The sequence below is a fragment of the Aetokthonos hydrillicola CCALA 1050 genome, assembly GCF_017591665.1.
In the GTDB taxonomy this organism is placed as follows: Bacteria; Cyanobacteriota; Cyanobacteriia; order Cyanobacteriales; family Nostocaceae; genus Aetokthonos; species Aetokthonos hydrillicola.
Genome location: NZ_JAAKGC010000047.1, coordinates 1 through 20,716 on the forward strand (window position 1 = coordinate 1; position 20,716 = coordinate 20,716).

The following is a 20,716-nucleotide window of genomic DNA, read 5'->3' on the forward strand; positions in this document are numbered from 1 at the left end:
CTGCTTAGTTTCGGCTAATTTCTTGATCCTGCCGCTTGACTCAGCTTCAAATTTGAAGTTGAGTCCCTCTGTCCTGCCCTTGCTTGTTAACTGCTGGTCGAAACCGGATTAGTCCAAACTCCAGTTACCTGCCACCGCGCCTTGCACAACCGGCTCGCCTGAATTTCCGCTGGCTGTCTGCTACTCAGGGACAGCAGGAAATGAACGACGCTCCGACCACAACTCCCATTTGCGGCTGGATTTTGCCCAACAATTTAGATAGCAGCCTGACGATTTATAACAATCAGGGGAGTCCGCTGGGTATTATTAACCGCGAGGGAATTTGGCAAGCAATTCCCGGTAGCAACCCACTTTCTATCGACTCCATTGCCAACAAATACCTGCGCCAACTGGTGAAATATCTGCTTGATCAGACAAAAGAGTTTTTTGGAGATTTCCTCACCGCTGTTAATAAAGGTTTAGAAACAATTGACCCGGAAAATTTTGCTCAAAATCAAGCTATATCTTTGCTAGTGGCGCGACCTCTGGCATTGGTACGGACGCAAGTTAATTTAGAACTGCAAGGACTGCCTGCCATTAGCCAGAATTCCGCTGATATGAGGGCGGATGTTGAGACGAACCGTTACCGCACAACCCATGCTTTCCCCAAAGTTAAGTTTCCCATCCGCATTGGTGAGTACCAGCAGTTAAATGATAGTCTCATAGGATACTGGGTAGAAACAGCCGATGGTACTTACAAAGACAACAACTTTTACGCTCCTCAGAGTTGTTTTGTCCCTCACCGGCAGGTTACAACTCTGTTTGACAATCCCAACGATCCCACCCCAGTGAACTTGGAACAAACCTTGGAGGCAAACACCGCACAAACCCTAGTCATGTTAATAGATCCGCGAGGGCAGATACACGCGAGTTGCGGCGTACTTCCCGCCAAGACGATTTCAATTCCGCCGCAACAGTATGTCCCCGCTTTACAAGCGATTGAGGTCACGTTCCTGTCAGCCCCCCTCCTGAGTGACCTCAACCAAATTAACCTCTCACTTCCCGAAGTGCCTGGTTATGACTGGTCTTGGTTGGGGAAAGAGGGAAATAATTGGTCAACCGTAGAACTCAAGCCATTTAATTCCCAAGCCACCTCATCTAGCCCGCAAAAAATTTATGAAGGCTGGCTAAAGTTAACTCAAAAATCACTAAATCCATGAATGAGAATCAGGAAGTTCAACTCACGTTAAGTATAGGGGAAGTTAACCAAATATTAGATGCTTTGGGCAACATCCCTTACCGGCAAATCTATCAACTAATTGGCAAAATTCAGAGACAAGCAGAAGACCAATTGCAGCCCCCTGCAAATGCAAATATACTTCCTATGGAAAGTCAAATTGTCAGCGAGTAGTTCATTTTTATCAAGGAGAAAATACTATGCAATCCCAGCAATTGAGAGCCATAGACTTCGCGGAATTTCGTAAAAACCATCCTTTAAACTTCCTGCTTTTTTATGGCAATTATGAAGTAATCAATACCGTCTACCTAGATGATGGGAGTCCGCTAGTTGACCTGTCTCTGGAACTGTTCAATCAGTCCGACGAAGTTGTCAAATTTGCTGCTCCTCCTAATAACGCTGAAGATGCCAGCGGACAGAACTGTCATTTTTATTTGAATTTGGACGGACAATATTGCTTAGAAACGACGCCACAGGGATGGAAAGTAGTACAAGAATCAGACAACTTGTTCTATTTTCTCAAACAGGAAGCAAGCGATTTACAGCCGAAAGCTGCTAACGCCTCAACTAACAAAATCGTGCTGAACCTGGGAACATTCAGGGCATTTCCAGAGGGTGGGACTCGCACGATCCGCGCTGAGTTGATATACGGACCCTTGCTCAGAAATAAAGACGACAAGCAATTTAAGGATGAACACAATCAATATTTCTCTTACGGGAATACAATTTTCATTACGAACAATCGATCGGGAAAGAAAACCCTGCCACTGCAAGTAGGTTTCGCCGCTGGCAATTCTGTTCTCAACGATGGCACCTCAACAAATAGTTTGGAGTTATTAATCGCTAATAAAAACTGGCCTAGCAGTAACCTGTCCTTAAGTCAAGATTCTGAGTTTGTCATTAGGTTCGAGATGGGCGACAAAGCTCAAGAAGGAGCAGTGGCAACCGAGGCGCAAATTAAAAATATCAGCATTAGTACCACTTCCAGCAATTGGCAGGTGCAGCACGTTCCGAGTTCGACAGAGTGGACGGTTAAGCCAAAATCGGGAATTAATTCATTAGCTTCAGACGAGGCAATTAAGCTAAATATTACCAATCTGGTGACGGGCAATTCTTCCGGTTCTGGCTATCTGTACGTCCGCTACAAAAATATTCCGAACTATCCAGATGGTCAGTTTGTCGTACCTGTGGAAAAAACACCACTTTTGTATCAAGAGAATCGAGTCCGCATTGGTACCATTAGTCCGACAGCGAGATTAGACGTTGCTGGAACTGCTGATACTGGGGAGATATCCCTACAACTGAGAGGTGGCAACAATAGCAACAATTATAAGAGCAATCAAATTACGTTTGGCTATGGTAACACAGACGATTATCGCCATGCGATTAAAACTCGACATAATGCTTCCGCCAAGAGCGGCAATGCGATGGACTTTTATGTCTGGCAGAAGGATTCCGACAAGAAAGATGATATTGGCACTCTCCATACAATGACGCTTGATGGAGGCAAGGTTGGCATTGGTACGACTAGTCCTAACCTTCATCTGTCAATTGGTGATCACGATACAGGACTCCAGCAACAAGGGGACAACCAGTTAGCCATATACACAGCCAATACAGAACGGATGCGAATTAATGCTCAAGGCAATGTTGGCATTGGTACGACATCTCCAAGTGAAAAGTTAGAAGTTAACGGAAGCTGCAAGGTAGTAGGAAATCTTAGCTTTGGTGACCAGCCCAGACAGATGATTAATTTGTGGAACACATCTTTTGGTATTGGGATACAAAATAGTACTCAATATTTTCGGACTAGCAATCACTTCGCCTGGTACAAAGGTGGTCAACATATTTATGATGGACTGAGTCCTGGGGGGGGAACAGTACAGATGGTTATCAATGATGGTAACGTCGGCATTGGTACGACTACTCCATCTGCTACGTTGGATGTTCATGGGGAGTTTCATATCAACGGAAAGCCACCCATCGAATATCGCACGTATACATCGACGAAGAATAACCCAACAATTGGGACAGCTTATTCTACTTCAGATTGGTTTCCAATAGTAGCGGGGGTTAAAGTTATCGGACCCCCTTTTGATGCCATGGTGGGAGTAGGAGAATCAATAGGCTCGGGAGGTTATCCGCCCTTCTCTTTTTTGCCTGAAGTGGAAAATAATAAGTGGGTCATCCGCTGTAACATCCCAGGCGTCGCAGAAAAGTCATGGGAGATCAGAGTTGTATTTATTTCATCAAAACTAGTGAAATCATTCTAATCTCTTGGTAGTTACTTTTGTCTCTTGAGTTACTTTCATTGGAGTGAATTATAGAAACTTTATCTTGACACGATTCTTCAATCGAACTGCTTGAAAGTAACTCAAGAGCAAACTCATTGGGCACCATTGACACCAATGAGGACTACTGCACGAACATCTCATACCATTTTTTTGTGAAGCTGCGCCCAATTCTGTTTGGCAAGAAAGCTTGCAGCATAGATTAAAGCTGCCACTTGATTTAGCGCATTTTCATACGGAATTGGGATCAAAATAGAAGTTCCCAGATTGTATTACAGCAAAACCTGACGACTCATAACTCATCTACACTCAAGCCCATGACTACCACCAAACCGCAATTAGCACAAGAGCTAGAGACAGCAGCTGAAACAACTCCAAGCGCGGGCGTGATCACGATTCAGATTGATTCAACAAAAGTAACTTTTAACTACAAGAAAAGCGTAGATCAAACGAACAAAAACATATTGGGTTATACAACAAGCAACGCAATCAAGCTAAAAGTGAGCAGTGTGATCCAAACCCTATCTACAGAAATTGCCGAATTGCTTACCGGCACAGGGTTGATGAACCAATCTATCAGTTTCAAAAGACTGATAGTGATTTACAGCAAAGATCAATCTGGCAAACCAAGTAAATGGCTGTTCGCTTTAGATTTAGACCTCGCTAACCAGTTGCAATTCAGCAACCTCCCCTTAGTGGGTGACGCTTTCCAAAATCAAACATCCATCATTTCATCCCTACGAATTGTTGCTAGTTCCGAATCCTTCACGCTCAAAGAAGTTCGCGACTTCAACAAACTATTTCCCACAGAGGTGTCCAGCTTAGACAAACTACCCGATCCCGGTGAAGGCAAAGGCAAGGATGATGACATAGCTATCCCCAAAGGCTTTAGCTTGTCGGGTAAATTAGACTTTTCCCATACCAGCTATGTTCTAAACCTACCCGTCAGTCCAGGAAATGCAGGGGGAAACACCCCAACACCAACACCTAGCCAGTCAACCGCAATCAGCAAAAAAGGCGTTTGGTTCGATATCGAAAAATCCATCGGTGCTTTATCTGTCAAACAGATTGGTTTCATTTATGAGAAAGAAGAACTGGCAATTCTCTTTGATGCTGCCCTGAAGGTGTCTGCTTTTACCCTAACCTGTGACAATCTAGGGGTCAAATTGCCATTAAAAAACCTCACACCATCCTTCAACCTAGATGGAGTTGGCGTAGAGTACAAGAGCGAAAATATAGAAATAGCAGGTGCACTACTACGCAAGCAAAAGACATTAAATGGCATTGCCTATGACGAATATCTGGGTATGGCCATCCTCAAATTCAAGTTCGCAGGCAAGGGAGACAAACCAGGTAAAACTCTCGGTTTGAGTGCTATTGGTTCCTATGCCAACTACAATGGCAAACCGGCTCTTTTCTTCTATGCTGTACTTGATTATCCCTTGGGGGGACCTGCGTTCTTCTTCGTCACCGGATTTGCCCTAGGCTTCGGCTACAACCGCTACCTAAAAGTTCCACCCATTAATAAACTTGCTGAATTCCCCCTTGTCGCGCAAGCTGTTGGTGGAGTTGCCAAGAACGAGGTAAAAGACACCAGTAAACTAATTACCCAGCAACTGCAAAACCTGGATAAATACGTCACCCTATCGCCAGGGTCAGGATTTATTGCTATTGGCATTAAGTTTACCTCCTTTAAGCTGGTGGACTGTTTTGCCCTGTTGACCATTGCCTTCGGAGAAGATTTCGAGATCAATCTCCTGGGAATTGCCAGCATGAAATTGCCCCCTCTAGTAGAAGGAGAAGCCGAGAAAACAATCCCCCCCGTCGCCGAGGTGACGATGCTCCTCAGAGCCAGGTTTTCCCTTAATGAAGGGGTAATCGCCGTTGAAGCCCAACTTTCTAACGATTCCTACATCTTGTCCAAAAATTGCCGATTAACTGGGGGCTTTGCCTTCTACACTTGGTTTGATGGCCCTAACGCTGGCGACTTTGTGATTACTTTGGGTGGTTACCATCCCAGCTTCAAAAAACCTGCCCACTACCCCAATGTCCCACGCCTCGGGTTTAATTGGCAAGTTGACAGTTGCCTCTCCCTCAAAGGCGAAATGTACTTTGCCCTCTGCTCTCATGCCCTGATGGTTGGGGGTAAGTTAGAAGCGAGTTTCCGTAGTGGTTCCCTGTGGGCGTATTTTGTTGCCGAAGCTCACTTCTTAATCTCTTGGAAGCCCTACTTCTACTCGATCCAGATACAAGTAAGAATTCAAGCTGGTGTAGGGATTTTAGGCCCTGTTAACCTTGGAGTCCAACTACAGATTTGGGGTCCAGAATTTGGTGGTATTGTCAGATTAAAGATTGTGTTCGTCAAGGTGGTAATTGAATTTGGCGATCAGTCTTCTCGCTTCCCAAGTCCGATTAACTGGAAGACTTTCAGAGAATCTTTCTTACCGAGCGATCAAGAAATTTGTACCATCGCCGTTACTCAAGGACTTGCCAGGCAACTCTCACAAGCGGATGGAACGCCTTTATTTATTGTTAATCCCTTAGAGTTTGAGCTAGTCACTAATTCTGTCATTCCTACGCAGAAAGGATATTATCACGATAACGATAACACTGTTCTCCCTGATGAGGGGGCAAATACCAATTTTGGCGCTCGTTCTATGGGCATTAAGGCTGGCGACTTAGAGACAACTCATACAATTAAGATTACCCGCAAGGATGGCAGCAATAATGACATAGAAGTTAAGAAAGCAGAGTGGACATTTAAGCCGGCGACTAAACAAATTCCTACTGGTCTTTGGGGCGATGCTCGCGTTAAGACGATGGCTTCAAATGAGTACCTTCTCCCACCAGAAACAAATGAACAAAGGTTTTTAGAAAATACTCTTTCTGGTTTCCGCATTCTTCCTGGAAAACCACCAGAGGCAGGCAATACAGATAGTATCAAGGTCACCAAGTTGCAATATGATACAAAGTTAATAAGCGACGTCTACGCTTGGCAAGAAATCCTTAAATTTGCGGTCAGTTCAAGCTTAGATGCTGAGCGGATAACGACTATTAAAAACAACATTGTTGATCCCAATACTATTAATCGCCGTAACCAGATCTTAACGTCTCTCGGTTTCACTCCTACAGAAGACGTGAAACTAACTAATTCGGTAGCTGATGCTTTTGTTATTGCTCCACAAGTTAAGGCGTAACGAATACTCCCTCACAATCAACGGCTTTTTTACAAAGAGGATTAATCCTATGTCTGCATCCAATATTGAAGTTAAATTCATCGAGTATCACCAACCCCCCCTAGATAGTGGGAGCTATAAAATCACGGTTAAGCAAACCATTAAAAGCAATAAATCTAGCAAAATACCACTACAGGAATTCTCAAATACGCTTAATTTTGTGGTTAGTGGACATCGCTTTGCCCCTCTAACCTCTGATGATATTTACGCCATTTTTCCCCCATCAGGCAACTTAGGTGAGTACTCTAATGCTCTACCACATATTACCCTCAAGCGTAGCACCTTACCTTGGGAACGCTCAATCAATGTAAAAGAGCCAACACTCCCTTGGTTAGCCCTGCTCCTATTTCGGGAATCAGAAAAACCAACCCCGAAAACTATTCAATTAAAAGACATTCAAGCCAGTCCCGCAAAATTCCCTCAGTTTATTTCGGATCCTGGAGAAATTCCAGAGGATGAACTCACCGTTATTGATGTCCCCAAAAAACTTTTAGCACAGATTCTTCCTACCCAAAAAGATGTGGCTCTCCTTGCTCACATCAACCAACTGACGAATACGGATCCTAATATCGGCTCCCTCAGTGAACCCTTAGCAACTATCCTAGGTAACCGCCTACCTCAAGCAGGTGAAGTCAGCACAGTCCATTTGGTTTGTTTGGAAAATCGCTACCCAGATGGACAATTTGACTACCAAGGAGCAAAAGATGACGATTTAATCCGCTTAGTCAGTCTTAAAAGTTGGAGCTTTGCCTGCGTCAATCAGAGGCACAATTTCACTGCATTACTGGAAAAACTTGATCGCGAACCAGGAACTGTGAGACTTCCTAGCCGAAACAATAACCAGGCAGATAATTACCTAAATTTAGGCTATATACCTCTCGCCCACGCTCTCCGACAAGGAGACAAAACTATCTCCTGGTATCACAGTCCCCTCAGTCCGGGAAAAAATCCTGATCAGCTATCGGGTCCAGTTGTCATGGCTGATGCACTGGTGCGTTACGATTCTAATAGCGGTCTGTTTGATGTTTCCTATGCTGCCGCTTGGCAATTAGGGCGGATGCTCACTCTCCACAACAAAACTGTTGCCGTTGAACTTTTTAACTGGAAACGTTCCAATGCTCAAAATCTCCATCAGATACAGCAACAGGTACTCTACTTGCCTTTCCAGGGAGAAGCCAGTAACGGCACTACGAATATGCCGCCAGAAGCGATCGCCACTTGGTTCAGAGATTTAGAACTCCTGAGGCATATTCCCTTTAACTATCTCCTTCCCGACGAAAAATTGCTCCCGCCTGAATCTCTCCGCTTCTTTTGGGTAGATTCTTATTGGGTTGACTGTTTGCAAGATGGAGCTTTTAGCATCGGGCGAGTCACAGCAGAAGACTTAAAAACAGATACTCAAATTCAGTTTAAGGCATCAGTACCGAGACCAGATGAACTAATTACGGGTTTTTTGTTACATTCAGAAGCAGTATCTGGTTGGCCTGGTTTAGAAGTAGAGGGTTACAGTGACCTTAGAGACAATCTAAGTGTTGCTGACTCAAGCAAGAAACTGACAATCCTACGCAAAGAGCAGTTATCAGATAGTGTATTACTCTGTTTATTTAAGGGAGAAGTGAAGACAATTGACTTCTCTCTTAAGCCAGAATCAGTGAATTGTGGTGTAGATCCAATTAATCAAGGTCAAATAATAACAAAAGGATTGCGAAAATTGGATGGAGAGCAAGTGGATGGAGAGCAAGGCGAGCAAGGCAAAAAAGAAATAAACGTCCCCTTTAAAAATAAAGAACTAGGAGTGATCGACGTCGAGAATTTAGCTGATAGTATCAAAAAAAAGCTAAATTACCAAGAAAATTTCACGTCTGCTCAATTTGCTCTAACAATGATTGAAGGGGCGCAAAAAATTAGATTTTGTCAGAAAGCCTAGAAGAGATCGGCGCTTGTGCTGCACAAGAAAAAGTTAGGCGAAATTAGGCATAGTTCATACCAATTTTGGGTGAAGCTGCACATTATTTTTACCCCTCCTAACCTCCCCTTGCAAAGGGGAGGAAAGAAGGCGGTGCGGATTCTTATGCGTCTTCATATAAAAATGGTATAAGATGGTAAACTTTTTAAATCGCTCAGTATTCATAATATTTTTCCTCTCAATAAAGGTACTGGCCATGAAAGCGGGATACTCAACGAGTTGATTGACAAAAATTTTTTCCGATTTTTTTTAATTGGACAATTGCACACAAAATGTATCTTTCTTTACTTGACTGTATGCTTTCTCATCCCTTACTGTTAAATGTGGCCATAAAAAGAGCTTAATATTTAGCTAATAAGCGGTTGAATCGAATTAATTTAGACAACTTCAATGCAAATGGAGTTGAATAGAATCGAGCAATCCGAGTAGTTAAACTTGTTTTCAACTTAAAGCAATTAGCTCAAATTATCACAGGAAAAGCCTTACAAATGAGTACATACCGTAAGCTAGCGATCGCACTTGTCAGCATTGTTGTTTGGTTCTCTACCATCACCACATCTTTTGCTGATGTCAACACAAATGTAGTAGCATCTTCCGAGCAACTCCAAGCACCTATTCAGGTTTTAGCTTTTGTTGATTCTGACGATACAAACAGTGCCAGAAGTAAACTGTATGACGATATTGAACAAGCTTGGAAACAACGTAATGTAAAAGACAGTTTGTTTGCGGTTTGCGATGCAACCACACTGGATAGAGATTTATGTAGAGATCTCCTGAAAACTGAGATAGTTCATAAACGGCAAAGTCTACTCGATTCTTGCTATAGTACTCCAGGTACTAATGGAAGATTGTGCCTAGCTTTGGCAGTAAAAAACTTAGGTTTAAATTCTTTGGTGGATTTGGACAGATGGATTAACGAGCTTGACGAGCCATCTTAATTAGTTATCGGGGTACAGGTCCAATTCATCAGTCAGCACCCTGACCTAAAGGTGCAGGGCTTCTCCCCTTGGGAGAAGCTTACGCGAACGTGCCTTAATCTTTAGGGATAGTTGACCCGCTTAAGTACCCTGTGTACTACGTTAAAGGGAAGTGTTTAAGTTCCTACCTACAGATGCGCAGCCAGTTTGTAGCTCTAGAACCAAGTGGTTAAACAGATTTATCAGGTTAAGTCAGTGCTGCTTGGATAGTTACCCCTTCGGGGTTCAGCAGTTGTTCATGGGGGAAACCCCCTGTTCTGCACACTGCTTCACCGCCCTTTAACCTTGGCAAGGCTAACATCACTCCCGATTCGGGAAGGCTCATTTGAGCAAAACCATTATGCGTACAGAGCGAACGATTTGAAATGGTAATTGTCCCGTTGAAAGTGCAATACAATGGCACCCCGGATTTAGTAGCTCCAAGGCGGTAATGGTAGTAATCGTAAAGCCGTCCTTCTAGGACGGGGTTTCTACCCAATAATTTTGATGAATTTAGGGGGCGCAAAAAATTAGATTTTGTCAGACAGCCTAGAAGAGATCGGCTTTAGGCTGTCAACCTTTGAGGAAATCAAGAACCGTTTCAAGAGCGTCGAGTTTCGCCATACTACTGAGCTATTATCTTCAAGCGCAGCCAAACGCTTGAGTTCTGCGGTAAAAGTTTCCGTACCAACCATCCGTGAGTTAGATAGCGCAGCTTCGACTTGTTGACCTATAATTAAATCTTCCAACTGAGCTAGTCTGTTTATCAATTGCTCGTAGTTTTCAACCGACATAATGACGTAACTAGGTTGTGATTCTTCTGTTAATAAAACAGGCTCAACAGCAGCTTGATTTAAAACTTCACTATGAGTATTTTGGATTTCTTTAACAGAAAAGCGCTGCATTTTCCTAATTTTTTGAATAAATTTCTATTTTTTATTCATATTATAACGTGGAAAGCAGGAAATTGATTGTTAGAAGAGAATTGGCTTTGAGATGATCAAAATTCGTTGTGAAACTTTGCAAGACCACCCGGCAATAGCTGAGGTAAATACATTAGCCTTTTGTCAGTACAATGAGGCTAGACTTGTCGATAAAATTCGCCAATCTAACCGCTATATTCCAGAGCTTTCACTAGTAGCAGAGATTGAGGATGTCGTAGTCGGTCACATTTTATTTAGTTATATTGATCTAGTTAACGAAGAAACACTACAGGTAATTGGTTTAGCACCTTTGGCAGTTCGTCCACAGTTTCAAAGACGAGGTATTGGCAGCGCATTGGTAGAAGCAGGGTTAAAAGCAGCAGATAAAAAAGGAGAAGCGATAGCAGTTGTATTAGGTCATCCGGACTTCTATACTCGCTTTGGCTTTCAACCTTCAATTGTTTATGGAATCGAGTCGCCGTTTCCAGTTCCAGAAGATTTTTTCATGGTTAAGCCATTCCACAACTATCAGAAAAAATATATCGGTAAGGTTGTTTATCCACCTGCTTTTGATGGAGTCTAATTATTGTCCAAAGACGGTGCAACTACAAAAGTTTTGGTTGCTTAAAATTAAAAAATTGTTCCGTATCTCGTAATAAGTCAGACTCAAAATACACCAAAAATCAATAAGTTATTTAAATATTAAGTTTTATATCAAATGAAAATTGCTTGATTTTCTCAATAATCTAGGTTTATTCTCAATAATATTGAGAATAATGTCAATAATTTAACGAGAAATTAGGGATTATAAGCACTGAGTAAATATTACTATTCAGGCATCTGGTAGAATTGATTAGAATCTTACTAGGGTATTTTTCGCAAAAAACGGCGGGGAAAGCTTCAGAGATATCCAGATGCTGATTGCAGCAAACTGCGAAAATAATAGAAACTATGTAAATTTTTGTAAGATGGACTGGAAGGCTTGTAGTTGCACGTTGGTGCGCTGAAGCGCAACTACAAACCAAGAACTTAACTCTTAGCGCCTAAATTTATAACTTTAGTTGCAACTGCGAGACTCTCTTCAAACAATGCTTCTCTACCCCAGCGTTGAACCTGCTGACTCAACAAAGCTTCGGCTTTTTGCTCAGAAAGAGAAGTAACCTGTTGATACACACCACTAGATTGAGCACCACCTTGTGTTTCCATCCGCATACAACCACCTGTTTCAGAACAGATCAGTGTACCAGCGTTTGCTTGGGGGTTGGTGGAATTCAAACGTAGAGCAATCAAGTCACCAGAAACTTCACCGACATCACCAACCGGGACTCCTGCTAACTCGGCTTCTATTTGTTTTTGGTCTTGTGCAACAAACTGAATTCGCGTAATTTCGTAATCTCCGTTTTCTTTTTGGTAAGAAACAGGCTGCCAATTCAACCGGCTAGCTAGCCAACTCACAAACATCAAAGCCTGTACAGGATTACCTTTCTCGTAATCAATATTAACTCTGTCTACTTCTTGCAAACCTGTACGACGTTGGGGTGGATCATAAGCTTCAGCTGTCAACTCTTGCCAACCTGATAAGCGACGCCAATTCAGATCAGCCAATGGTACACCACTTTCTATCAACTCTTGTAAGCTAAGCAGATCAGTGTCTGGGGTGTTAAAGTTACAAGAATCAACAATCACGTTGTTACAAACTGACGCCAATCGCTTGAATAAAGCATTATTGGGATCTGGTGTTGCCTTCCACCAAAGAAACTTGGGTAAGCCCCCAATTAATAATGCTGGAATCATACCGCCTATTCTTTCTAAAGCGATCGCAGTTCCTGTAAGAGTAATGTATTCGCAGCAAACGAGTGTACTTGACGAATGCTTTTGTATAGGGCAATAAGCAGAAACCTGAGCCTTAACACCTTCGTCTTCTCCTGCTATTGGAGACAGAGTAATAATGCGGCAGGGATTACGGAGGGCAATTTCATCAGCAATTCTGGGGCTTGACGCTTCTGCGCTATAGGTTACACTTCCAGAAGAATTATCTGTTGTTTTTCCACTATTGTACCGTTTAGCAAGTTCTTCTCTCAGTCGGGCTACCATTTCCGGATTTACCTTTCCTGTCGGTTCTAGTCCAAGAGCTTTTTGTGCTTCCTGTACTGCTGCGACAGTTTGTGGTCCGAGGATACCATCAATTGGACCATGATAATATCCCAACGTAGCTAACAAAGACTGAGTTTCTTCTGGTTCGTAAACTATTAAAGTGAATGTTGTGGCTCGGGTAGCAGCTGGGAGTGTGCCGTCGTCACCCGTAATGCCATAGCTTTGCCAAATTTGACTAAGTTCCGTTTCAATTTCTGTTAGTGAAATATCCTTCGGTGCTTGGAGTGAAAAAATAGTAGGAGCTTGGGAAGTCATAGGTAAATTGGGGATTGGGGATTGGGAATTTCCGTTATCAGTTATCAGTTATCGAGGGGTATAGTACACTGATAACTGATAACTGTTCACTGATAACTGTTAGAGTCTGCGCCAGCGGCGATTATCTTGGTTAATCAACAATTCTGCTTCTGCTGGTTCCCAAGTACCGGCTTCATATTTTGGAACGGACGCCGGATCTCCTGGTAGATCCCAAACAGAAAGGGCTGGTGTTACTACCTGCCACGCGGCTTCCACTTCATCTGCTCGTGTGAACAATGTTTGGTCACCCATCATACAATCTAGGAGGAGGCGGTCATAGGCATCGGAAGTTGCCTCGATACCAAAGGAACCATAACTAAAATCCATGTCCACGGAACGGGTGCGGAATGCTGCTCCTGGCATTTTGACATCAAAACGTAGGGAAATTCCTTCATTCGGCTGGATTCGCATTGCTAAAATGTTGCCATTTGTTTGCTGCGTGACCGATTGAAATATCCGAGAAGGAACTTCGCGGAAGTGGATCGAAATCTCACTAACTTTTTTCGGCATCCGCTTACCAGTGCGTAGGTAGAATGGAACACCGTGCCAGCGCCAATTGTCTACCAGAAACTTTACTGCAACATAGGTGGGTGTTGTAGAGCTGGGACTAACTCCAGGTTCGTCATGATACCCCGGTACAGGTTTTCCCTTCATCCACCCAGCGCTGTATTGACCCCGCACTGCTGAACGCTGTAGATTGTTGATATCAGCTAATCGAGTTGCTTGAAGTACTTTAACTTTTTCTGTACGGATACTGTCCGCATCTAAAGAATTAGGCGCTTCGATCGCAGTCAAACAGAAAAGTTGCATCAGATGGTTTTGCAACATGTCTCGCAGTGCACCAGAGCTCTCGTAATACCCAGCTCTGTCTTCCACTCCCACTGTTTCTGCTACAGTTATCTGAACGTGGTCAACAAACTGACGATTCCACAATGGTTCAAAAATTGCATTGGCAAAGCGAAATACCAACAGGTTTTGAACTGTCTCTTTACCTAGGTAATGGTCAATACGGTAAACTTGGTTCTCTTTAACATATTTCTGCACCACTCTATTCAGGCTTTGGGCAGAAGCCAAGTCACGACCAAAAGGTTTTTCAATGACTAGACGTTCTTTTTCTGAATCGTCTAACATTCCTGCTGCACCTAGTTGCTTGATTCCTTCTGCAAAGAATTTTGGTGCAACAGAAAGATAGTATATTCTGTTTCCTCTTGTTCCTCTTTTTTCGTCTAATTCCGTTAGCAAGTTTTTCAATTTCTGATAACTCTCTGGATTATCCATGTCCCCAGAGCAGTAAAATAAACCTTGGGAAAAATCTTGCCAGAGTTCTGCAGGTCCAATACCGTCATGAAACTCTTCTAGACCTTGCCGCATTTGTTCCCGAAAGTAATCATGGCTCCAGTCTCGACGAGCAACACCAACTACAGTCGTTTCTGGTGGAATGCGCCTTTCCCTTCGCAATTTGTAAAGTGCTGGAACCAACTTACGCTGAGTAAGGTCTCCGGAAGCACCAAAGATGACTATAATTTGAGGATCAGGCATCCGTTGCTGTTGCAGACCAACTCGCAAAGGATTTTCTAATAGACTAACCATAACAATTTCGGACTTTGTTGAGTTTTTTAGGGCATGGGGCATGGGGATTTCAGTTATCAGTTATCAGTTATCAGTTATCAGTGACCATACCTCTTGATAACTGATAACTGTTCACTGATAACTGTTAAAGTCCCTACACTGGTGACAACTGCTTAATCTTATTTTCTAAAGAATCCATCAGTGATTGGAAGGGTTTGACGAACTTGTCAATTCCGTCAACTAGCAGTTCGTCCATCACTTGATTGATGTCGATGTTTATGTCTGGATCTTTGAGACTTTCTATGAGTGTGTAAGCTTCTTCTACATCTGTTTCAATGCGGCTAGCAACGTCGCAGTGATCTGCACAAGCATCTATTGTTGCTGGTGGTAAGGTGTTAACGGTTTCGGGACCAACTAATTCATCGACATACATAACATCACTGTAGCTGGGATCTTTGGTGCTGGTACTTGCCCAAAGTAAGCGTTGTACTGTTGCACCTTTTGCAACTAAGGCTTGCCAACGATCGCCGTTAATAATCTTTTTGTATTCTTGGTAGGCAATTTTAGCGTTGGCGATCGCGACTTTGCCCTTCACATCTCTTAGCTTTGCTTCGACGTTTATATCATCAACGCCTTTTTTCAGCTTCGCATCAATTTTACCGTCAATATTGCTATCGATCCGGCTGAGGAAGAAGCTAGCTACAGAAGCAATTTTGCTGATATCCTTACCTTCTGCTGCCCGTTTTTCTAAGCCACCAATATAAGCCCAAGCTGTACTAACGTAGCTTTGTACAGAGAACAGCAGCGTTACGTTAACGTTAATTCCATCAGCAATTACCTGCTCAACAGCAGGTAAACCAGAGTCTGTCCCAGGAATTTTGATCATGACATTTTCACGACCAATTTCTTGGTAGTAGCGACGAGCTTCTCTGATTGTTGCTTCTGTATCGTGAGCAATGGTTGGTGGTACTTCTATACTCACGTAGCCATCCAACCCATTTGACGCGTCATAAACAGGGCGCAAAATATCGCAAGCGTTGCGGATATCGTCGAAAACCAGTGATTCATAAATTTTCTCTAGAGATAATCCTGCACGAACACCCGCTTCAATATCAGCATCGTAAATGGCATTGCCTGCGATCGCCTTTTCAAAGATAGCTGGATTAGAAGTAATCCCCACTATCCCTTTATTTTCAGCCAAGTCTTTCAACTCACCTGAGCGAATGAGATCTCTGGACAAATTATCCATCCAGATACTTTGACCGTACTTTTTAATCTCTAACAGTTTATTAGTTGCCATAGCTATGTTCGTTTAACTCCTGCTTGTTTTTGTTGTTACTACGTCCAGCGTTACCTTGAGGGTTAGCTTGCTCTCATGGTGACTGAAGTTTCAAAAAGTGCGTCTCGACATTCCCTCACCCAAACCAGAGTGCTTCTGGGATTGAAATTTTGTTGTTAGTTGTTTTATTAAGCACCCATAACCAACGACTAACCACTTCTCTAATGCCCATTCTGAATGAAAGATTCCACCTTTGCTACATCCTTAGGACTACCAATAATCAGAGGAGTGCGTTGATGAAGTTTTTTAGCCACTACGTCTAATATCTCCGTATGCCCTGTAGTAGCGCGACCGCCTGCTTGCTCAATGATAAAAGCTAACGGAGCCGATTCATAAAGTAAGCGCAATTTTCCTTCTGGTTTTGGAAGTGTACCAGGGTATAGGAATACACCACCTTGAATCAATATCCTATGTATATCACTCACCATTGCGCCACTATATCGAGCGGTATAACCTTCTGTTCGATGAACGTAACGAATGTATTCCCGAATCGACTCATCCCATTGCCAAAAATTCCCCTCATTGACGCTGTAGACTGAACCGTGATCGGGAATCTTAATATTTTCTTCGGTGAGGATAAACTCGCCCAAACTAGGGTCAAGGGTAAATGAATGAACTCCCTTTCCTATAGTATAGACCAGCATCGTACTGGGACCATAAAGTATGTACCCAGCTGCAATCTGTTTACGTCCAGGAGCTAGCAAGTCTCTCGCTTCACTGTCTAGATCGTCTCCTTCTTGTTGACGAATAGAGAAGATAGAACCCAGACCGAGATTGGTATCAGTGTTAGATGAACCATCAATCGGGTCATAAAGTAGAGTATAACGACCAATTGGGCAATTTTCAGGAATGTAGTAGGGTTTTTCCATTTCTTCAGAAGCTAAGCGGCAGACTAAGCCACTTTGCTTGAAGACCGCGATAAATACATCATTAGCATAGACATCCATCTTTTTGACGGATTCTCCCTGCACGTTGACTTCCCCTGTAAATCCAAGAGCTCCTTCCATTAAGCCAGCATGGCTGAGGCGACGAGCGATCAATTTGCCAGCTAAGGCAATCCGATTCATCAGTGCGCTCAGATCCTGAGCTTCTTGTGCAAAGCTCTGAAGATGCTGTAAAACGTGACGGGATAATGTTGTACAGTCGCGATCTAAACTTTTGTCTGTAGTGTTGTTGTTAGGCAACTCTAAAGATTCTGGGGCTTGAGCCATTTGTCTGTCCTCGCGCTTAGATTGGGTGTTAGTTTGGTTTATCCCGTAGTTTGCAACTTCACAGCTGCTGCTGCCTCTATCTTAGAAAGGTAATGTGACAACCGAAATGTGATTTTAGATAAACTAAAGAATTTATTTTGTTCTGGGCAAACCCAAAGTCTCATGGCTATTCCCAGATACCATGTTAAGGTAGGTTTACCTGGTCTAACAGGTAATTTAAATACAATAAAAATGGGCATAGGGCATAGGGCATAGGTAATGGGTAATGGGTAATGGCAATGGGCACCGGGTAATGGGTGATGGATAATGGTTGCAATTTCCCCACCTATAGCCTATGCCCCATGCGCCATGCCCCCTGCCCCCTGTAAAATTCTTAATTTTTGTAGGAAATTTCTACAGATTAGACTTGCCCAAGTAAAAAACAATTTGCTATTATTGTTTCTTAGTAGCTCTTAAGACTCTTTGTTAGTCCAGTTACTTCGGCGGTCTTCTTCTCGTGGTCTTGCTTTATTAACCCTGAGTTCGCGGCCCATCCATTCAGCGCCATCTAATTCATTGATGGCCACATCCTCTTGGGCATCCTCGCTCATGTCAACAAAAGCAAAGCCGCGCAATCTGCCTGATTCGCGGTCTGTAGGTAGTACAACTCTTTTAACCTCGCCATATTCTGCGAAGACTAATCTCAAATCAGCTTCGGTGGCTCGGTAGGAGAGATTTCCAACGTAAATAGTCATGTGGATCACGCAACTTGCTTATCTTAGCGATCGCTCCAGCTTGAAAACAGTTTGAAACAACAAGCACTAATTGCTTTCGTCTCATCTGAATTAACCATGGTGAACTTTGGAACAAATCAGCACCCAATACGGCAGCATAATCTGAACCTAACCAATAGTTATGCTGAAATTTCGCATACGCTCATATAATAACTGATTGTGAGATTTTTCAAAGTATGTAATCTCACAAACATCCATAAATTTAAATTATCGCTAGATATAATTCTTCTTAAGAGAGAGCCAGCGTAAACTTTTTTGGTCCCAATTATTTGATATTTTAAGGTTAAGAAATAGTTATTAAGTATAAATGCTTAAATGTATTTGGTAAGCTCAAGGCAAAGAAACTGTTCTTTCAATAGTTACCTTTTACATAGCCAAACATAGACAGGCTACTTTACAGGTGTTTAAGCAACACTGACGGAAGCATGTTCACGCTTGAAAGTCGGTGTGATACGCCTCGGATGTACTACCAGACACCCTCTATCCCTCTTTAATTGTTCTTGCAAGCAATCAAAATAATTTGGGATTACTTTTCTACCAATGTTAAACGCGCCATTGATATCGGCATGGATCTTGGTACCATTTTTGGAAACATACCACGCTCTTTGTAGACGTCGACCGGAGAAAGAATGCTTTTTGTTAGGTCTATAAGTTGGGATATTGTCCCAATCTAAAAAAGAAGCAAAGGGCGCTACTGCTGCTTTCATCTATGAGCCTAAAGTACGGATGTGTCACTATGACGTGCCACATCCTCAAGGGTTTTCAGCCCTTGGGTAAACATAGGTAAATCTGGGCAACCTTCCCCCACCTTAAGTGTGGAAAGCCTTCCATTAAATGGTTGGGGGGCAAAAAACGCCCCCTCATTCTCATTAAATGGTATTGTTGACACTGAAATGGGCGTTTTTTGCCAAGGTTGCCCAGATTTACACAGGTTAGATGAAAGCCTAGCCTTCCTTATAAAATTGTCCCTATCACAGATTGAGGGCAAGAAGTTTTCTATTGCACAATGGCATCGACTCAAGTTCAATCAATTGAGATCGATTGAGGACCATCAGATCTTCCATTATGGGCATTAGTGGTAAAAGTAGTTTGGTTAGTTGAGCCAGTCTGTTTATCTAGCCAGCTTTTAACAGGTTCGTCCGAAAGGTGAAGTCGCAGTATCCCAGAGAAGAATCCGCCTGCAAATGAACCTGGGTGCTGGATAAATTCTTTGAATATCGGTGTGAGTTCATCAAGAAACATAAAAAATTTCCTTAGACTTTCAGAGAACTAAATATTGAACACTTCGCTTGGCACAGTTTGAATTTTTCTTAACCAAAGTAAACAATGCGTAAAACTTTGGTCAACAATTATTAAGTATAGTACAAATAACAAGCTTGCTTCCCCACCGTAAGAAGTAGAGGATGGGGAATTCCGCGAATCACTTAAAGCGCGGCTTCCCAACATCAACTGCTACCTACCCTTCAGGGGAGAAAACGCCCCTTATGGGCGCAATTTTATTGCAGGGTAGGTTGAACCTGAGTGGAATGGTGGCAACCTAGTTTTCCCTACTCCCTGCTCCCTTTCATTCAGGGAACATGCATTTATCACTATCACAACCAGATGGTCCAGCCTCTATCAACTCACCAGCATCGTAGTGGCTGAGGGCGGTCAAAAAGTCATCTATTTTGCGTCGTGCTTTCACCTCATCAACCAAACGCTCATATGTTTGTTTGTCGATAGGTTCAAATGGTAAACGAGGGAATGATTGGTGATCATCAAAGCGAGCTAAAAGAGCAGCGGAAATATATCCCTCATCATTCTCAATAGCTTGGTGAATTTGCTGACCTAAAGCTTCGATTTCATCAAAGCGTAGTTCTAAAGTAGAAGATGTGTTATGAGTTACGTAGTGACGTTGAACCTGCATAGCAAAATCAAATTGCGCTAAAACAGGAAACTTAGAAACGTCAATTTCATCGACTCCTGGTATATCAGCCCAAGGTACAGCAACAGGAATTTCCACTAGCCATTCACTAACTCTTGGATCGAAAGGATCGTTCAATAAATTACCTTTTTCGTCTTTATCAGATTGAGATGGAATGATATTGTAGCCGTAGTCAATACAAGCTAAAGCTACTGGGTCATTTTTCCTGAAGGTAATTCGACGAATAAATCTTTGTGCTTTTGGAGGATGCCAACCAGGACTAGCACCAGTCAATAGAGATTTAGTACCACTAGGTTGAACAGTTGTACAGCGATTTGGACGTTTGAGATTATGGCGATCGCAATACTCCCAAACAACACGATGCACAACGTCTTTCCAAAAACTCAGGTATTCCTCCTCTTTCTTCTTAAATATCAGTCCTTGGGCAGTTTCAGGTCTTCCTTCTTGCCACCATTTTAACCAATCAGCACCAAAAGCGTGAACAAAGAAATCAAATAAGCCTGTAAAAGAAACACCAACAATGGGATCTAACTCCCGGCTGTACTGATAGCGTGGTTCAACAAATTCGTGATGTAAAAGCGTTGCTACAGACAAAGCACCTGCAGTGAAAGCCTCCTCCTGCTCTTTGTAGTTATCTGGATCTATTTGATTCAGGTGAACTTCTGCCAAATTGCAGTGGAAGTTAGAACCAATAATTTCCATTTTTGTTATCCTAGAGGCTTTTTATCCTCTAGTTCTACTACTTCATCATTCGCAGTAGATCCGCGTACATTTTCTACATTACGTAGTCGGACACTCTTGGAGAGATTATATTCTTTTACAGTTATCAGTTAACAGTTAACAGTTATCATTTTTTTGATAACT

Annotated in this window: 16 protein-coding genes and 1 pseudogene; 7 read left to right on the forward strand and 10 right to left on the reverse strand. The window is 42.7% G+C overall.

The genetic code is table 11. The annotated features are described in order from the left end of the window. Positions 1 to 200: 200 nt before the first annotated feature. The 6 genes from G4P69_RS21715 (at position 201) to G4P69_RS21740 (ending at position 9,647) form a co-directional block, all read left to right on the forward strand. Entirely contained in the window at positions 201 to 1,199 is a 999-nt protein-coding gene (locus G4P69_RS21715) for a hypothetical protein (protein WP_208344143.1), read from the forward strand. After that, positions 1,196 to 1,390, forward strand: a complete 195-nt coding sequence (locus G4P69_RS21720; protein ID WP_208344144.1) for a hypothetical protein — start codon at positions 1,196 to 1,198, stop codon at positions 1,388 to 1,390. The genes G4P69_RS21715 and G4P69_RS21720 overlap by 4 nt, the downstream gene beginning before the upstream one ends. Before the next feature lie 26 nt (positions 1,391 to 1,416). Continuing rightward, the gene (locus tag G4P69_RS21725) at positions 1,417 to 3,489 is read left to right on the forward strand and encodes a hypothetical protein (RefSeq protein ID WP_208344145.1); all 2,073 of its coding nucleotides are present in this window, start codon (positions 1,417 to 1,419) and stop codon (positions 3,487 to 3,489) included. A gap of 335 nt (positions 3,490 to 3,824) precedes the next feature. Continuing rightward, positions 3,825 to 6,704, forward strand: a complete 2,880-nt coding sequence (locus tag G4P69_RS21730) for a DUF6603 domain-containing protein (RefSeq protein ID WP_208344146.1) — start codon at positions 3,825 to 3,827, stop codon at positions 6,702 to 6,704. A 49-nt stretch (positions 6,705 to 6,753) separates the two neighbouring features. Then, a complete protein-coding gene (locus G4P69_RS21735) occupies positions 6,754 to 8,670 on the forward strand; it encodes a hypothetical protein (RefSeq protein WP_208344147.1) in 1,917 nt (638 codons plus the stop codon). 527 nt (positions 8,671 to 9,197) lie between these two features. Beyond that, the gene (locus G4P69_RS21740) at positions 9,198 to 9,647 is read left to right on the forward strand and encodes a hypothetical protein (protein WP_208344148.1); all 450 of its coding nucleotides are present in this window, start codon (positions 9,198 to 9,200) and stop codon (positions 9,645 to 9,647) included. A 226-nt stretch (positions 9,648 to 9,873) separates the two neighbouring features. Here the strand turns inward: G4P69_RS21740 and G4P69_RS21745 are convergent, their stop codons facing one another. Both G4P69_RS21745 and G4P69_RS21750 read right to left on the reverse strand, forming a co-directional pair. Further along, on the reverse strand, positions 9,874 to 10,011 hold the full coding sequence (locus G4P69_RS21745; protein WP_208344149.1) for a hypothetical protein: 138 nt from the start codon (positions 10,009 to 10,011) through the stop codon (positions 9,874 to 9,876). Positions 10,012 to 10,195: 184 nt separating this feature from the next. Next, positions 10,196 to 10,570, reverse strand: a complete 375-nt coding sequence (locus tag G4P69_RS21750; protein WP_208344150.1) for a type II toxin-antitoxin system prevent-host-death family antitoxin — start codon at positions 10,568 to 10,570, stop codon at positions 10,196 to 10,198. A 91-nt stretch (positions 10,571 to 10,661) separates the two neighbouring features. Between G4P69_RS21750 and G4P69_RS21755 the strand changes: the two genes are divergently transcribed. After that, positions 10,662 to 11,171, forward strand: a complete 510-nt coding sequence (locus G4P69_RS21755; RefSeq protein ID WP_208344151.1) for a GNAT family N-acetyltransferase — start codon at positions 10,662 to 10,664, stop codon at positions 11,169 to 11,171. Positions 11,172 to 11,617: 446 nt separating this feature from the next. Here the strand turns inward: G4P69_RS21755 and opcA are convergent, their stop codons facing one another. The 8 genes and pseudogenes from opcA to nrdJ all read right to left on the reverse strand — a co-directional run. Beyond that, positions 11,618 to 12,997, reverse strand: a complete 1,380-nt coding sequence (gene opcA / locus G4P69_RS21760) for a glucose-6-phosphate dehydrogenase assembly protein OpcA (RefSeq protein ID WP_208344152.1) — start codon at positions 12,995 to 12,997, stop codon at positions 11,618 to 11,620. 99 nt (positions 12,998 to 13,096) lie between these two features. Then, the gene (gene zwf / locus G4P69_RS21765; RefSeq protein WP_208344153.1) at positions 13,097 to 14,626 is read right to left on the reverse strand and encodes a glucose-6-phosphate dehydrogenase; all 1,530 of its coding nucleotides are present in this window, start codon (positions 14,624 to 14,626) and stop codon (positions 13,097 to 13,099) included. A 133-nt stretch (positions 14,627 to 14,759) separates the two neighbouring features. Continuing rightward, positions 14,760 to 15,905 carry a transaldolase gene (tal, locus tag G4P69_RS21770; RefSeq protein WP_208344154.1) on the reverse strand — a complete coding sequence of 382 codons (1,146 nt, stop codon included), beginning with the start codon at positions 15,903 to 15,905 and terminating at the stop codon, positions 14,760 to 14,762. 200 nt (positions 15,906 to 16,105) lie between these two features. Then, positions 16,106 to 17,155 (reverse strand): class 1 fructose-bisphosphatase, encoded by a 1,050-nt coding sequence (gene fbp / locus G4P69_RS21775; protein WP_208344155.1) that lies wholly within the window; start codon positions 17,153 to 17,155, stop codon positions 16,106 to 16,108. A 452-nt stretch (positions 17,156 to 17,607) separates the two neighbouring features. Further along, entirely contained in the window at positions 17,608 to 17,889 is a 282-nt protein-coding gene (locus G4P69_RS21780) for an RNA recognition motif domain-containing protein (RefSeq protein ID WP_208344156.1), read from the reverse strand. Between the two features lie 443 nt (positions 17,890 to 18,332). Beyond that, on the reverse strand, positions 18,333 to 18,635 hold the full coding sequence (locus G4P69_RS21785; protein WP_243903010.1) for a transposase: 303 nt from the start codon (positions 18,633 to 18,635) through the stop codon (positions 18,333 to 18,335). A gap of 316 nt (positions 18,636 to 18,951) precedes the next feature. Continuing rightward, the gene (locus G4P69_RS21790) at positions 18,952 to 19,170 is read right to left on the reverse strand and encodes a hypothetical protein (protein WP_208340557.1); all 219 of its coding nucleotides are present in this window, start codon (positions 19,168 to 19,170) and stop codon (positions 18,952 to 18,954) included. 322 nt (positions 19,171 to 19,492) lie between these two features. After that, positions 19,493 to 20,551, reverse strand: a pseudogene (gene nrdJ / locus G4P69_RS21795) (ribonucleoside-triphosphate reductase, adenosylcobalamin-dependent); the annotation flags it as partial. Positions 20,552 to 20,716: the final 165 nt, after the last annotated feature.